At 54.2% G+C, this 15,785-nt stretch carries 17 protein-coding genes; all 17 read right to left on the reverse strand.

Annotated features, from left to right (window positions below; all coding sequences use genetic code 11):
• Nucleotides 1-2 precede the first annotated feature (2 nt).
• On the reverse strand, nt 3-740 hold the full coding sequence (locus ACZYTD_RS06030) for a flagellar motor protein (RefSeq protein WP_463890285.1): 738 nt from the start codon (nt 738-740) through the stop codon (nt 3-5).
• 1 nt (nt 741) lies between these two features.
• Nucleotides 742-1,878: a protein-glutamate methylesterase/protein-glutamine glutaminase gene (locus tag ACZYTD_RS06035; RefSeq protein WP_463890287.1), complete on the reverse strand. Its 1,137-nt coding sequence runs from the start codon at nt 1,876-1,878 to the stop codon at nt 742-744.
• A 16-nt stretch (nt 1,879-1,894) separates the two neighbouring features.
• Entirely contained in the window at nt 1,895-3,952 is a 2,058-nt protein-coding gene (locus ACZYTD_RS06040; RefSeq protein ID WP_463890289.1) for a chemotaxis protein CheA, read from the reverse strand.
• Nucleotides 3,953-3,962: 10 nt separating this feature from the next.
• Complete coding sequence (locus ACZYTD_RS06045) at nt 3,963-4,700, reverse strand: protein phosphatase CheZ (protein WP_463890292.1); 738 nt, start codon at nt 4,698-4,700, stop codon at nt 3,963-3,965.
• Between the two features lie 12 nt (nt 4,701-4,712).
• Nucleotides 4,713-5,084 (reverse strand): chemotaxis response regulator CheY, encoded by a 372-nt coding sequence (gene cheY / locus ACZYTD_RS06050; protein ID WP_463890294.1) that lies wholly within the window; start codon nt 5,082-5,084, stop codon nt 4,713-4,715.
• 122 nt (nt 5,085-5,206) lie between these two features.
• Nucleotides 5,207-5,926 (reverse strand): RNA polymerase sigma factor FliA, encoded by a 720-nt coding sequence (locus ACZYTD_RS06055; protein WP_463890296.1) that lies wholly within the window; start codon nt 5,924-5,926, stop codon nt 5,207-5,209.
• Entirely contained in the window at nt 5,919-6,803 is an 885-nt protein-coding gene (locus tag ACZYTD_RS06060) for a MinD/ParA family protein (RefSeq protein ID WP_463890298.1), read from the reverse strand. The genes ACZYTD_RS06055 and ACZYTD_RS06060 overlap by 8 nt, the downstream gene beginning before the upstream one ends.
• Nucleotide 6,804: 1 nt before the next feature.
• Nucleotides 6,805-8,205 carry a flagellar biosynthesis protein FlhF gene (gene flhF / locus ACZYTD_RS06065; protein WP_463890299.1) on the reverse strand — a complete coding sequence of 467 codons (1,401 nt, stop codon included), beginning with the start codon at nt 8,203-8,205 and terminating at the stop codon, nt 6,805-6,807.
• A 19-nt stretch (nt 8,206-8,224) separates the two neighbouring features.
• A complete protein-coding gene (flhA, locus tag ACZYTD_RS06070) occupies nt 8,225-10,327 on the reverse strand; it encodes a flagellar biosynthesis protein FlhA (protein ID WP_463890301.1) in 2,103 nt (700 codons plus the stop codon).
• Between the two features lie 112 nt (nt 10,328-10,439).
• Entirely contained in the window at nt 10,440-11,573 is a 1,134-nt protein-coding gene (gene flhB / locus ACZYTD_RS06075; RefSeq protein WP_463890303.1) for a flagellar biosynthesis protein FlhB, read from the reverse strand.
• A 1-nt stretch (nt 11,574) separates the two neighbouring features.
• On the reverse strand, nt 11,575-12,363 hold the full coding sequence (gene fliR / locus ACZYTD_RS06080) for a flagellar biosynthetic protein FliR (protein WP_463890305.1): 789 nt from the start codon (nt 12,361-12,363) through the stop codon (nt 11,575-11,577).
• Nucleotides 12,360-12,629, reverse strand: coding sequence for a flagellar biosynthesis protein FliQ (gene fliQ / locus ACZYTD_RS06085; protein WP_463890307.1), 270 nt, complete (start codon nt 12,627-12,629; stop codon nt 12,360-12,362). Before fliQ ends, fliR begins: the two co-directional genes overlap by 4 nt.
• Entirely contained in the window at nt 12,629-13,381 is a 753-nt protein-coding gene (gene fliP, locus ACZYTD_RS06090) for a flagellar type III secretion system pore protein FliP (RefSeq protein WP_463890309.1), read from the reverse strand. The genes fliQ and fliP overlap by 1 nt, the downstream gene beginning before the upstream one ends.
• Nucleotides 13,371-13,793: a flagellar biosynthetic protein FliO gene (gene fliO, locus ACZYTD_RS06095; protein ID WP_463890311.1), complete on the reverse strand. Its 423-nt coding sequence runs from the start codon at nt 13,791-13,793 to the stop codon at nt 13,371-13,373. Before fliO ends, fliP begins: the two co-directional genes overlap by 11 nt.
• Complete coding sequence (gene fliN / locus ACZYTD_RS06100; RefSeq protein ID WP_463890313.1) at nt 13,790-14,173, reverse strand: flagellar motor switch protein FliN; 384 nt, start codon at nt 14,171-14,173, stop codon at nt 13,790-13,792. Before fliN ends, fliO begins: the two co-directional genes overlap by 4 nt.
• Nucleotides 14,173-15,240 (reverse strand): flagellar motor switch protein FliM, encoded by a 1,068-nt coding sequence (gene fliM / locus ACZYTD_RS06105; RefSeq protein ID WP_463890315.1) that lies wholly within the window; start codon nt 15,238-15,240, stop codon nt 14,173-14,175. Before fliM ends, fliN begins: the two co-directional genes overlap by 1 nt.
• A gap of 10 nt (nt 15,241-15,250) precedes the next feature.
• The gene (fliL, locus tag ACZYTD_RS06110) at nt 15,251-15,769 is read right to left on the reverse strand and encodes a flagellar basal body-associated protein FliL (protein ID WP_463890316.1); all 519 of its coding nucleotides are present in this window, start codon (nt 15,767-15,769) and stop codon (nt 15,251-15,253) included.
• Nucleotides 15,770-15,785 lie beyond the last annotated feature (16 nt).

Below are 15,785 nucleotides of genomic sequence, written 5' to 3' on the forward strand. Positions count from 1 at the left end.
GCTTACTCTTCTCCGATGTAAACCTGCAAACGCCGCTTGAGCTGCATGGTATTTTCGCCACTGGCGATGGACAATAACCCTTCGAGCACCATCATTTTGAAATGGGCAATATCATGGTTGAACGCCTTGAAGCGGTTAGCTATAGGTAAAAACAGAATATTGGCAGAACCAACCCCATAAATAGTGGCCACGAACGCCACGGCTATGGCTGGCCCCAGTTTTTCCGGTTGATCCAGTAGTCCCATGGCGTGAATAAGACCCAGTACAGCGCCCAGGATCCCCATAGTTGGCGCATATCCTCCTAGAGCTTCAAATACTTTCACGGACTGCTCCAGTTCATGCTGTTCCATCTCGATGCCATTTTCGAGTAATTGATGTAACTGCTCTTTATCAACCCCATCAACTATCATCTGCAACCCGTTGCGGGTGAAAGGATCGTCAATCTGCGCCACTTGATTTTCCAAGGCCAAGAGACCCTGTTGCCGAGCCGTGGTTGACATGCCCTCAAGCAGCTCCACTTGGGCATTCAGATCAAGTTTTGGTCCAGCCAGCAGCCACTTACATTGCTTGAGAGAGCCTATCAATACCCCAAACGAAAACTGCACCATGACAGCCCCAATCGCTCCACCGATAACGATGAGGAAAGCAGGCATATTCAGCAGAGCACTGGGGTGCCCACCTTCCAGCAGGTTGGCCCCAATGATGAAAGCTAGTGCAACAAAGATACCGATGAGACTCATATTATCGCCCTATTTCAACCAGGATCCGTTGTGCAATTCTATCCAGAGGCAGAGACTCTGAGGCTATCCCCGCCTTGGCAACGGCTTGCGGCATGCCATAGACAACACAGCTGGCTTCATCCTGCGCCCAGATGGTTGCCCCCTGCTCCTTGAGCAGGCGCGCTCCGTCCCGGCCATCCGCCCCCATTCCGGTAAGGACTATGGCCAGTACCTTGTCGTTGTGACTCTTGGCCAGTGAGGCAAAAGTGATATCTACACAAGGCTTATAGTTAACTTTATCGTTGCCTTCGATGATCCGGATACGCGCACCGTTGCCACGGCCATCCAACATCATCTGCTTCCCCCCTGGAGCCAGATAGGCGCAACCAGGACGCAACAAGTCACCATCCTCAGCCTCTTTTACATTAATCTGACACAGCGTATTGAGGCGAGCAGCAAAGGCCGCGGTAAACGTCGCAGGCATATGTTGGATAAGCAGAATGGGGTAAGGAAAATTAGACGGCAGTTGCGTCAGTACAGCCTGTAGCGCAACGGGGCCCCCGGTCGAGGTACCAATAGCCAGAAGCTGATATGACTTACCCGATTTTTTAAAAGCAACCAGGGCCGCTCGCTCAACCGGCGATGGTGCGGGTTGAGGCAGCGATGATCGTCCCAACACAGCAGCACGAGTAACAGCGGAAGTGGTGCTACCTAATGAAGGCGTCGGTGCCACTGCTGCCGCTCGAGGGGCCATGAAGCTATGACGGCGAGCTATGGCCTTAACCCGTTGTTGCAACAGCTTAATTGCTTCTTCTTTGTCTCTGGCAATGTCCTCGAACTTTTTCGGCAAAAAATCCAAGGCGCCAGCCTCTAACGCCTCCAGAGTAGATTTAGCCCCTTCATGGGTCAGAGATGAAAACATCAAGATAGGCGTAGGGCACTTTGCCATGATTTCACGTACGGCCGTTATGCCGTCCATAATCGGCATTTCAATGTCCATAGTGATCACATCAGGATGCAGACTCAGTGCCTTCTCTACCGCCTCTCGCCCATTTTGTGCGGTGTCAACCACCTCCAGGGTCGGATCCTGATTGATGATTTCGCTAACCCGACGTCGAAAGAAGCTGGAGTCGTCTACAACCAATACCTTAACTGCCATCTATTCTTTCGCTCCATCAATGTCGGCGTGCATACGCTTTCAATAAATTGGGTACATCCAGGATGAGTGCAATGCCGCCATCACTGGTAATGGTAGCTCCAGCCATGCCGGGCGTGCCATGCAGTAACTTGTCCAGCGGCTTGATCACTACCTCTTCCTGGCCAATCAAATTATCGACTACAAAACCGATATGCTGTGTACCAATCTGCACTATGACCACATGCCCCTTCTCCTTGCGAGTGCTACCTCTACGCGCGCCGCGTATCAGCCAGTCTTGCAAGTAGAAAAGCGGAATGGCCTTATCTCTGACTATGATGGTCAGCTGACCATCGACCATCTTGGAGCGAGTCAAATCCAGATGAAAAATCTCATTGACGCTGCTTAATGGAAGAGCAAATGTTTGCTGTCCAATTTCCACCATCAGAGTGGGCAAAATAGCCAGCGTCAGGGGAACCTTTATCTCCAAACGAGTGCCGCTTCCCTTCTCGGAGTGAATGCGGATGGAGCCGTTGAGTTGGGTAATGCTGGTCTTGACCACATCCATGCCCACACCACGCCCCGACACCTCGGAAATCTCCTGCTTGGTCGAAAAACCGGGCGCAAAAATCAGGTTATAGGCCTCGGCATCGCTCATACGGCTAGCCACTTCGGGATCGAGAACGCCACGTTTGATGGCAATTGACTTCAACTTTTCGGGGTCCATTCCGGCGCCATCATCTTCGATGAGTAGCAGAATATGATCCCCTTCTTGGGAAGCGCTGAGGCGAATAGTCCCAACTTTTGGCTTGCCGGCCTTAAGCCGTTCTTCGGGTAACTCGATACCATGGTCACAGGAGTTACGAACCAAGTGAACCATAGGATCGGCCAGCGCCTCTACCAGGTTCTTGTCTAGATCCGTCTCTTCCCCTTCCATGACCAGGTTAATCTCTTTCTTCAGGCTACGAGCCAAGTCACGCACCACTCGCGGAAAACGACCAAACACCTTCTTGATAGGCTGCATACGCGTCTTCATGACGGCGCCTTGCAAATCGGCCGTTACCACATCCAAATTGGAAACCGCCTTGGACATCTCTTCGTTATTACTGGCAATACCCAAGCTAACTAGGCGATTACGCACCAGCACCAACTCACCCACCATATTCATGATGACATCCAGAGTCCGAGTATCCACGCGGACCGTAGTATCATTCTGCACCTGCTGAGATTGCTGTTGGGCTTGAGCAACCGGAGCGACAATGACGGGTTTGAGCCCTGCGGCATCTGAGCCCGGTTCACTAGCCACTGCAGGCCCCACCGGTGCCTTACCCTTGCCATGTAATTCATCTAGCAGCCGCTCGAACTCATCATCGTTGATGAGCGCATCAGCTTCAGACTGAGCACTCTGAATATGCTGACTGGCCGTTTCCAGCACCTCAGCAATACTGGGAATGCCTGCATGCTTGCCCTGCCCATGCAACTGATCCAGCAGAGCCTCAAATTCATCATCGGTAATATCGCTCTGTGACACGTCGGCCTGAACCTGTGCCTTAGGCGTTTTGCCGCTACCATGCAGCTCATCCAGCAGGCGATCAAATTCATCCTGACTGATTTCATCAATGGACGAGGCAGAGGCAGCAGGAGCAGAGGGGGCTTGGGCTGCGGCAGGCGCTGCCGCCCTGGCCTTGGCCGCCAACTCTTCGGACGAAGCGGGTTTACTCAGAACATGTAACGCGGCCAACACCTCGGGACTGGCAGGGATCAAGGCCTCACGGTTTTGCACTTGCGCAAACATTTCGTTGATCGCGTCCAGCGCCTGCAGTATCACATCCATCAACTCGGAATCAACTTTCCGTTGCCCGTTGCGCAAGGTATCGAAGACGTTTTCTGCACCATGGCAGGCATCGACCAACTCGGTGAGCGAGAGAAAGCCAGCGCCCCCCTTTACCGTATGAAAACCACGGAAGATGGCGTTGAGCAGCTCACGATCATCGGGACGCTTTTCCAGGTCAACCAACTGTTCCGACAACTGCTCTAGGATCTCAGATGCCTCGACTAAAAAGTCCTGCAGTATGTCTTCATCAACTTCGTAGCCCATATTTACTCCCTCAGAATCCTAGACTTGACAGCAAATCATCGACATCATCCTGACTTGCCACGACATCAGTCCGTTTATCCTTGTTAATTATTGGCCCTTCAGCCTTGATGCAGCGAGTAACGGGTACGGGTTCAACCTTCGCCGTCTCTGGCTCCCCAAAGACCAGTAGCATCTCAACCAGTTGGGTCTCCACCTCTTGCACTAGGGTGATGACCTTGCGAATCATCTGCCCGGTCAAATCCTGAAAATCCTGCGCCATAAGAATATCGGTCAACAGTGAATGCAGTTGGCTGGCATCCTGCTCAGACTGGTTGATGAATGCATCCAGTTGATGACAAAGCACCTTGAACTCACCCAAAGCCAAACGCCGACTCATCAGGGCACGCCAACTGGGTTGCACCTGTTGAATACGCGCAGTCAAGGCATCGGCCAACGGCAGGCTGGCCTCTACCGCATCCATAGTGCGATTAGCCGCTTGATCTGTCATGGTGATGACATAGCTAAGACGCTCCTTGGCATCGGGGATTTCCTGAGTCGCCAAGTGAGGGATGCGAGGATCTAACTGAAAATCATTGAGTGAGGTATGCAACTGTCGGGTCAGATGCCCAATCTGCTCAAACAGGTCATTGGCATTATGCGAGCAGATCTCAGCCAACAGCTGATCAGCCGCGGCTTGCTCACCCTGCTCCAAATATGCAACGAGCGATTTAGCCTGCTCCAGACTAATCAGAGGTGCATCGACCTTCATACCACCACCTCGTTAGCCAATGCGCTCGAAAATTTTGTCCAGTTTTTCCTTAAGGGTGGCAGCCGTAAAGGGTTTGACGATATAACCATTTACCCCGGCCTGAGCAGCCTCAATAATCTGTTCACGTTTCGCTTCAGCCGTTACCATCAATACCGGCAGATGGTTTAGTTTGTCATCCGCACGAATGGCTTTGAGCAAATCGATCCCCTGCATACCCGGCATATTCCAGTCAGTAACAACAAACTCGAAATCACCATTTTTCAGCATGGGTAGTGCCGTATTGCCATCGTCCGCTTCATGGGTGTTGTTAAACCCCAGATCACGCAGCAAGTTTTTGATGATCCGGCGCATTGTTGAGAAATCATCAACAATGAGGATTTTCATGTTCTTATCCAAAATACCCTCCTAGGTGGCTGCCAAACACAGCCCGAACTCATGCTGTTTATAACAATAATACTTTTATTATGCCTCACCCTTGCCTATCAGTGTAGACAAGCTGTGTGCGGTCAGTTCCAATCTTTCATTCTGGCCCGCAATCTATGCATGGCTTGGCTATGAATTTGGCTGACGCGAGACTCGCTGACGCTGAGAACCTGACCAATTTCTTTCAAATTGAGCTCTTCGTCATAATAAAGCGATAAAACCAGCGCCTCCCTTTCCGGCAAGGTAGAAATACCATTAGCCAGTGCATCCTGGAAACGTTCGTTGGCAATTCCTGAAAAGGTGCGATTGTCTTCTTGTTCATCGGAAGGTGCACCGAGCACATCCTCGGTTATCCCCAAATCCTCAATGCCAATGATCCGGCCACAAGCCGACTCATTGAGCATACTGTGGTACTCATCCAAGGTGACATCGAGATGTTCAGCCACCTCCTGATCACGAGCATCGCGACCCAGCCTCTGTTCAACATCATCAATAGCCTCAGAGATACGACGGCTATTACGATGCACAGAGCGTGGCACCCAGTCACCACGGCGGATTTCATCAATCATGGCACCACGAATACGAATGCCCGCAAATGTCTCGAAACTTGCTCCCTTGCTGCCATCATAATTTCGCGCAGCCTCCAACAAGCCAATCATGCCCGCCTGAACCAGGTCATCCAGCTGAACACTGCTTGGTAGTCTGGCCATCAGGTGTTGGCCTATGCGTTTGACCAGCAGCGCATGGCGCTCCACCAACGCATTGGCGTCTTGATGACGAACATAAGCATGGGCTTTATTCACGAATACTTTCCTGTACTAACGCTGGTTTATGTAACAGGGTTTCGATAAAGAACTCCAGATGGCCACCTGGTTGATGAGGTGTCGGCCAACTCATGGCCTTATTAGCCAAGGCACGGAATGCCAGGGCAGCCGGTGACTTGGGAAATGCATCCACTATAACCTTCTGCTTCCTCACCGCTTGCCGCACATTATTATCGTAGGGAATACAGGCCACTAACTCCAGTGAGACATCCAGAAACCTATCCGTCACCCGCGTCAGTTTGGTAAATAAATCCTGCCCCTCTCGCATGCTCCGCACCATGTTGGCAACCACCTTGAAACGGAAGACTCCATATTCGCGAGAGAGTATCTTGATGAGCGCATAGGCATCGGTTATCGAGGTTGGCTCATCACACACCACCACCATGATATCCTGAGCCGCACGGGCAAAACTCAACACCATGTCAGAAATGCCGGCAGCAGTATCCACCAACAGGATATCAATTGGCGTCTTCATGTCGCTGAATGCGCGAATGAGCCCCGCATGCTCGGCGGCCTTCAATTCAACCATGGACTGCGTACCCGAGGTGGCGGGAATGATCATCAGTCCATAGGGGCCTTCGACTATGATCTCATCCAGGGTGCATTCACCAGATAGCACATGGGAGAGGTTGCGCTGCACACGTAGCCCCAACATGACGTCAATATTGGCCAAACCTAGGTCAGCATCCAACACCAGCACCCGCTTGCCCTGGGCCGCCATGGCCACGGCCACATTCAAGGTGACGTTAGACTTACCCACGCCACCCTTACCCCCGGTGACAGTGATGACCTTGACGCGATTGTTAGTGCGCATCTTGCGCAGACCACTGGCTTGATCGAGAAATTGATTATTCATTTTATTTATAAAACTCCATGTGGTCGGCTCGATCGCCCTCGTGGCCCCAGAAATGATTCTGAGTCCGCTCATCTTCCAACTGACGTAGGGTGGCAGCGACCAATTCGGAAGCATTGGCTACCTGTAAATCTTCTGGCACTCTCTGGCCATCGGTGACATAGCTGATCGGCAAGGCGTTTTTAATACACATACTCAGCACATCTCCCAGGTTCAGACTTTCATCCAGCTTGGTGAGAATACAGCCACTCAGTGGCACCCGCCGAAAGTGCTCATAGGCCTCCTGCAATACCCGACGTTGAGAGGTTGCCGGCAGCACCAAATAGTTGCGAATGCGCACCTTGGCATTTTTGACCAGGGTATCCAGTTGCTCGGTGAGGCGCACATCGCGCTGCCCCATACCTGCGGTGTCGATCAATACCAGACGGCGATTACGTAATTGGTAAAGTGCTGCAGACAACTCTTCGACATCGGCTACCGGGCGCACCAGGCACCCCATGATCCGGCCATAGGTTTGCAACTGCTCATGGGCGCCAATACGGTAGTGATCCGTGGTGATGAGAGCCACTTGCTCGGCGCCATATTTCATGGCGAAACGGGCCGCCAGCTTAGCAATGGTGGTGGTTTTGCCCACACCGGTAGGTCCCAGCAGAGCCACGGCGCCACCGTGACGCAATATGTCGTCGTCGCCGGTTCGCACCTGCTCGGTCAACACCCGTTGCAATAGACCCCAAGCCTCATGCAATGGCACCTCTTCGGGGATGAGCGCCGCCAACTGTTCGGCAAAAGCATCGTCAAATCCGCCTTTGACCAACTGCTTGATCAACAGGGCCCGCACCGGCTCACGCCGCTCGACCTCCTGCCACATCAAACCGGAGAGCTGATGTTGCAACAGCTTGCGGATGGAGGTGAGTTCGGCACGCATGGTCTCCATCTCTTTATCACGAGCGGGGAGCGCCACAGGTGCCGCGCCACGGAGCGGAGCAGAGCGCCGAGATGCATCACGGGGCTCGGAAAACTGCGACTGTTCGGCCAGTGTGCGCGGCGCACCGACCTCCCCGCCGCCATGGCCATGACTCTTAGGCTGTTGACGTGCCAGCAGGGCGCTCAGACTATCGGGAAAGGTGTCACTGTCGTCATGTTTTTGACTATTTAACGCCAGTTGGCTAGAAAAATTTTCGGACGCACGGGCATGCGTCGATAGTTTGACGCTATCGTCCCGCACCTCCCGCTTCCCTTCAGCCACAGGAGGTGCCACTTGATTCTGGTAATCGACGGCAGCGACTATCTCTATGCCCCCGGAGACCTTTTTGTTGGACATGATCACCGCATCCGGCCCCAGAGTCTCTTTCACCTCAGCCAGAGCGGTACGCATATCCTTGGCAAAAAAACGCTTAATCTTCACCTAAACCTCCCGTGCGTCGCTATTGCTGGCCAACTGCGCTCACGATGCGGATCTGTTTATCATCAGGGATTTCTTGATAAGAGAGCACCCGTAACCCTGGAATGGCATTTTTTACGAAACGAGCCAAGGTGTTCCGCAGCACACCCGATGTTAACAGGACGGCGGCTTGCCCATCCAGTTCCTGCCGTTGTGCCGCCTCAGTCAAGGATTGCTGCATCCGCTCGGCCAATCCAGGCTCGATACCTGCCCCTTCCGGGCCTCCCGCCTGCAGGGACTGATGCAATATACGTTCCAGCTCAGGAGCCAGAGTGATGACCGGAATGGTCGACTCCCCTCCCACTATCTCCTGTACTATCAGGCGACGCAGGGCAATCCGGCAGGCAGCGGTCAATACTTCGGGATCCTGGCTACGAGACGCATACTCCACCAGTGTCTGCAGTATGGTACGCATATCCCGAATGGGCACTCCCTCGATCAGCAGGTTCTGCAATACCTTGACCAGAGTCCCCAGCGGCATGACGCCCGGGATCAGCCCCTCCACCAGCTTGGGCTGACTGCGCCCCACCATATCCAGCAGGTTTTGCACCTCTTCATGACCCAAGAGTTGTGCCGCGTGATTGGTCAACAACTGGCTCATATGGGTGGCAATCACGGTGGAGGCATCCACCACCGTATAGCCCAGGCTATGGGCCTGATCGACCTGGTCCCGGTTGATCCAGATGGCATCCAAACCAAAGGCCGGATCCCGGGTCTCGATCCCCTGCAACGCACCAAATACCTGGCCAGGATTAATAGCCATCTCCCGGTCGTGATAAACATCCGCCTCACCGGTATTCACCCCCATCAGGGTAATGCGATACTGATTGGGCGGCAGATCCAGGTTGTCACGGATATGCACGGGTGGAATGAGGAAGCCCAGCTCCTGGGAGAGCTTCTTGCGCACCCCCTTGATACGATTGAGCAACTCACCCCCCTGGCTGCGATCAACCATGGGAATAAGCCGATAACCCACCTCCAGTCCAATCACATCCACTGGACTCACATCATCCCAACTTAGATCCTTGTGCTCGGGCACACCCGCACTCTCCACCGGAGCCAAGGCACGGTTGGCTGCGGCTAACTGATTGGCCTTGTTACGCTTATAAACCCACCAGGTGACCCCCCCCGAGGCACTCCCCAGCAACAGGAAGGCGAAATGGGGCATACCCGGCACCAGCCCCATCACCACCAAAATACCGGAAGCAATACTCAGCGCCTTGGGATCCGCGAACATCTGGGAGAGCATGACGTTGCCCATGTCCTGCTCGCTATTTTGCCGGGTGACTATGATAGCAGCGGCGATGGAGAGCAGCAGGGAGGGGATCTGGGCCACCAGGCCATCGCCTATGGTCAGCAGGGTATAGATGGTGGTGGCCTCGGCAAAACCCAACCCATGCTGGACCATGCCGACAATCAGGCCACCAATGATGTTGATAAACATGATGAGGATAGCGGCTACGGCATCCCCTTTCACAAACTTGGAGGCACCATCCATGGAGCCGTAGAAGTCGGCCTCCCCTGTCACCTCCTGGCGCCGCCGCTTGGCATCATCCTGATTGATGAGACCGGCATTCAAGTCGGCATCTATGGCCATCTGCTTCCCTGGCATGGCATCCAGGGTAAAACGGGCACTCACCTCGGCGATACGGCCAGCCCCCTTGGTGACCACGACAAAGTTGATGATCATCAAGATGATAAAGACGATGAGACCGACCGCGTAGTTGCCGCCGATCACCACGTTACCGAAGGCCTCGATCACATGACCGGCGGCCCCGGGGCCATTATGCCCCTCCAGCAGCACCACCCGGGTCGAGGCCACGTTAAGCGCCAGACGCAGCAGGGTGGCCACCAGCAAGATAGTGGGAAACGCGGCGAAATCCAGAGGACGCTTGGTGTAGACGGAAACCAGCAAGACGACTAGGGCAAGGGCGATGTTGAAGGTAAAGAGTATGTCCAGCAGGAAAGTCGGCATGGGCAAAACCACCATGCCCAGGGAGGCCAGCACCAGCAGAGGCGTACCTAGCCCCTTGCTCAGCATGCTTCGATTAAGCCCCAGCGAATCAAGAACAGCTTTCAATTCCATGGCATAGCTTCGACTAGAAATACTAACCAAAGACTAGCAAAATACGAGCCACTAATTAATTACTTATTTTTCAGATGGTTATACAGCTCACGCTCTGGGCGCCAAAAAAACGTCAATAGCGCAGCTCATCGGGAATAGGCAGATCCGAAGGCGGCTTGCGTGGTGCCTCGGCACGCCCCTTGCGATAGGCTTGCAGTTGGTAGACATAAGCCAGGATCTGGGCCACCGCCACGAAGAGTCCTTCGGGGATTTCATGATCCAGTTTGGTGGTGTGATACAAGGCTCGAGTCAGAGGCGGCGATGCCACCATGGGTACCTGGTATTCACGGGCAATTTCACGGATCTTCATCGCCACTTCATCCACGCCCTTCGCCACCACCACGGGGGCGGCGCCGGGTTTACTTTTGTCATATTTCAGCGCCACCGAGTAGTGGGTTGGGTTGGTCACCACCACATCGGCCTTGGGCACCTCGGCCATCATGCGACGATTAGCCATCTCGAATTGCATCTGCCGCATCCGCCCTTTGACCTCGGGCTTGCCCTCGGAGTCCTTATACTCGTCCTTGACCTCCTGCTTGGTCATCTTCAGTTGGCGGGAGTGATTCCATAACTGAAAAGGGACATCAATCATGACAATGGGCAACAGGGCACAGCAGAGCAACAAGCCAATCCACAGGGAGATCTGCAGCGCGTCCTCAATGGCAAATGGAAACTGACGCTGACTCAAATCCATGATGTGGGCAAAGTTGGCCTTGAAAACCACCCAGGCCATGATGGCAATGAACAGCACCTTGCCAATCGACTTCACCAGCTCAATCAGCGACTGGACACCAAACATCCGCTTGATCCCGCTGATAGGGTTGAGCTTGTTGAACTTGGGCAGTATCGCCTCACCACTGAAGTTAAAGCCCCCGATCAGCACGTTCCCCAAAACCGAGGCGATCAGGATCAAGATGAACAGGGTCAGCAGCGGGCCCATCAGGTTGCCAAGATCGGCTTCCAGGGCTGTCAGCATGTTGTCCGGGTCAAAGACTAGCTCACGTTCAAAACTAAAGTTACTACGCCAAACACCCATCATGGTTTCGGCAAGCCAGCGCCCTGTCAACATCAGGCCTATCACCCCGGTCAGCAACACCACGGCCGTCCCCATCTCCTTGGAGCGGGCGATCTGTCCCTTCTCTTTGGCTTGTTGCAGTCGCCTGCCTGTGGGGGCTTCTGTTCTTTCCTGACCATCCGACTCAGCCATCTTAACCCCCTTCGCACTGAGTATTGATGAGGGTACAGATCAACCCCTGTACCTGCTGCCAATGCAGCAAGAAGTGCTCCATGAAGCCACCGAGGGAGAGCCAGAGCACCAGCAAGCCACACACCATGCTGACCGCAAAGCCCATGCTGAAGATGTTGAGTTGAGGCGCAGCCCGGGTCATAACGCCAAAGGCAAAGTTGATAAGCAGCATGGCCACTATGGCCGACAAGGAGACGGAGACCGCCATCTGGAACATGACGGTCATGAACCCAAACAGACTCTGCAATCCGTCAAGAGAGATCCCGGTAGTCGAAATCGGCAGGGTAGTGAAGCTCAGCACCAGTAGGTGCAGCATGGTCAGATGGCCGTCGATGGCAAAAAAGACCAGGGCGCCCAGCATCAGGTAGAGTTGGCCAATGACAGGGGTCGAGCCCCCATTGATAGGATCCACCAGGGAGGCGAAGCCCAAACTGGTCTGCATGGCAATGACCTGTCCGGCCATGATGAAGGTCTGGCTTAGCAGCTGAGAGGCGAAGCCCATGGCCACACCAATCAGCACCTGCTGGCTGGTGATGAGCGCCCCCTGGACACTGAAGAGTTCGACGGCGGGCATGGTGGGCAACATGGGTGCTATCACCACAGTCAGCACTATGGCCAGTTTGGCCCGCAACATGACGGGGACGTTCTGGGAGCCAATGACGAACATCGACATCACCATGGCGGCCAGGCGTGAGTAGGGCCAAGCGTAGGAGGCAATCCACTCCATCACCAGCTCGGCCGGATAGTTCATCCCAAGACCTCGGGGATCTGATGCACTATCATGATAAAGAAGTCCATCAGCCGCTCCAGCCCCCAGTGTGCACCCATGGAGAGGGCGGCCAGAGTAACCAGCAGACGGGGCAGAAAGCTCAAGGTCTGTTCGTTAATTGAGGTGGCAGCCTGAAAGATGGAGACCACCAGGCCAACCAGCAGACTGGGCAGTATGGTGGCACTGACCAGCAAGCTGACGATAGCCAACGCCTCGCGAAACACATCGACAAACGTCTCCGGATTCATCAGCCCCCTCCAATGCCATAGCTGCTCACCAGACTCCCCATGATAAGGCCCCAGCCATCCACCATGACAAACAACATCAGTTTGAAGGGCAAAGAGATGATCATGGGCGAGAGCATCATCATCCCCATGGCCATCAAGATACTGGCGATCACCAGATCGATTACCAGGAAGGGCAGAAAAATCATGAAACCTATCTGGAAGGCCGTCTTCAGTTCACTGATCATGAAGGCCGGGATCAAAACCCGCATCGGCACCTCTTCAGGCTTCTCCACATGCAGATCGGCAAACTCCAAAAAGGTGTTGAGATCCTTGATCCGCGTCTGTCCCAGCATAAACTGGTGTAGTGGTACCTGAGCCTTATCGAAAGCCTCGCGAGAGGTGATCTCCTCCTGCAGATAGGGCTGTAGCGCCTCGTTATTAATGCGATCAAACACAGGTGCCATGATAAACAGGGAGAGAAACAGGGTCAGACCGACCAACACCTGGTTGGAGGGGCTCTGCTGTAATCCCAGCGCCTGCCGCAATATAGAGAGCACCACTATGATGCGGGTAAAGGAGGTCATCATGATGACGATGGAGGGCAAGAAGGTCAGCAGGGTCATCAGGATCAGGATCTGCAGGGTCAGACTGTATTCCTGAGATCCATCCGGCCGAGTTGTCACCGTCACCGCCGACAAACCCGCATCCTGGGCCCAGGCAAAACAGGGCACCAAGCAACACAATAGCAACAAGAACCCGCCATTAAGTCTCATGCTTACCCTCACTCGCAGCTGACACTGACGGCCGGACCTGTCGATTCATCAATTTGCCCAACTGGGTGGCAAAGGGTTGCGGCAGTTGCTGCTCATCCAGCGGCTGCTCCAGCTGACACAAGAAACGAATATTTCCCGGCGTCACCCCCAGGAGCAGTTGCTGCTCTCCGACCTTGACCACCAGCAAACGCTCCCGGGTGCCTAACGGTAACGAGCTCAACACCCTGAGCTGCCCCTGGGCCATAGGCTGGATCAATCGGCTCTTCTTCATGAACCAGGCCAGCAACAGAATAAACCCGATGACCAGGAAACAGCTGAGCAACCACTGTCCCAACCCCGTTGTAATATCTCCCGGTGCCGCCCAGACAGGGCTAGCCACCAAAGCAAACAGCCATGGCCAAGGTTTCATCATTTCAGTTTTTTGATCCGTTCGGTCTGGCTGATGACATCGGTAAGGCGAATACCGAACTTATCGTTTACCACCACTACCTCGCCGTGAGCAATCAGGGTGCCGTTCACCAAGACATCCAGTGGCTCACCGGCCACCCGATCCAGCTCCACGACCGAGCCCTGGTTCAGCTGCAACAGATTACGAATGCTGATCTGGCTACGCCCCACTTCCATGGTGATAGTGACTGGAATATCCAGAATCGCATCCAGTTTGCGACGTTCTTCAGCACTGATGGGAGAATCAGAGCTGAACTCTTCCAACTCGGCGGGCTTAATCTCGGCAGCACTCTGTTCACCCAGCGCCTCAGCCCAGGCATCTGCCATCAGATCTTGATCATCCATCAATTATCATCCTCAATCGATTGTTCCAGCTGATCCAGCTCGGCCATGCCATCTATCGGCATGCCGCGACGAGTTACCAGAGTCATCTCATTCTTGACTGACTCGGGGCGCTTAATTTTTTCGGTAATTTTGATCGCCACCTTCTCATGGGTGCGTCCCAGCTTGCCACGGAAAGTGGGCAGATCCTCCACCGCCAACAGCAGGCTATCTGGCATCACCACAGGGATAATATCCCCCGCTTGCAACTCCATCAGGCGGCGAAGCGTGATCTCGGTCTCCAGTAATTTGGCGCTGATCCCCACCTTGACGTCCATGATCTCGTCACGTAACGCCTTGCTCCAACGCAAGTCGGTATCGCCCTTGTCACTCTGCACCCCGGCATCCAGCAATTCACGGATCGGCTCCAGCATGGAGTAAGGCATGGCCACATGGAAATCACCGCCGCCGCCATCCAGTTCGATATGGAAGGAGCTGACCACTATGACTTCGGTAGGGCTGACTATGTTGGCCATTGCCGGGTTCACTTCGGAGTCCAGGTATTCAAACTCCACATCCATGACCGGTGCCCAGGCCTCTTTATAGTCCTCAAACACCAACTTGAGCAGCATCTGGATGATGCGTCGCTCTGTGGGAGTGAATTCTCGCCCCTCGATCTTGGCATGGTAACGGCCATCACCACCGAAGAAGTTTTCCACCAGGATAAACACCAGACGGGCTTCCATGGTGATAAGCGCCGTCCCCTTGAGTGGGCGGAACCGCACCATGTTCAGACTGGTAGGCACAAACAGGGTATGGACGTATTCGCCGAACTTGAGCATCTGCACGCCGTTGATGGAGACTTCAGCGGTCCTGCGCATCATGTTAAACAGGCTGATCCGCATGTGGCGGGCAAACCGCTCATTCACCAACTCCAGCGTGGGCATACGCCCGCGGACGATGCGATCCTGAGAGGAAAAGTCAAAGGAGACGATACCGGGTGCGGCTCCCGCGCTGACCTCCTCCTCTTCGACCTCATCGACCCCATGTAATAGGGCGTCGATTTCATCCTGGCTTAATATATCGCTCACGCTCGTCCCTCTACTGCATGACAAACCCGGTGAACAGCAACTGCTCCACCACGGGTTTCTGGGTCACTTCACTCATGGATGCCTGAATGGCTTTCAGCGCTTCGCTGCGCAGCTTGGCCTTACCCTCTATGGTAATGATGTCATCGGAAGTAAAGGTAGAAACCACCTTAAGTAACGCCCCCTCGACTAGAGGCGTATGCAGTTTGGCCAATGCTTCATTTTCTGGGCCGCGCACCAACAAGGCCACTTTGATCTGCACCATGCGATCCTTGGGCTTACCCGTGACGTTGAAGACAAAGGGATTAGGCAAGACCACATATACAGCCTGTTTGGCGGCCTTTTCGGCAGCGATCTCCTCTGGGCTCTTGCCCCCAGGCTCGGCACTCTTTTCGGCTGTATGGCCACCACCGGCAAACATGAGCCAGCCGCCCACACCGCCCCCGATCAACAACAGCGCCAGCGCTATGATGATGATCAGTTTTTTCTTGCCACCACTGGTTTTAAGTTCCAGTTTCTCTTCTTCTGCCATGAGCGCGTCCTAATCC

Source organism: Pseudaeromonas sp. HNCC25DJ180 (assembly GCF_055413345.1).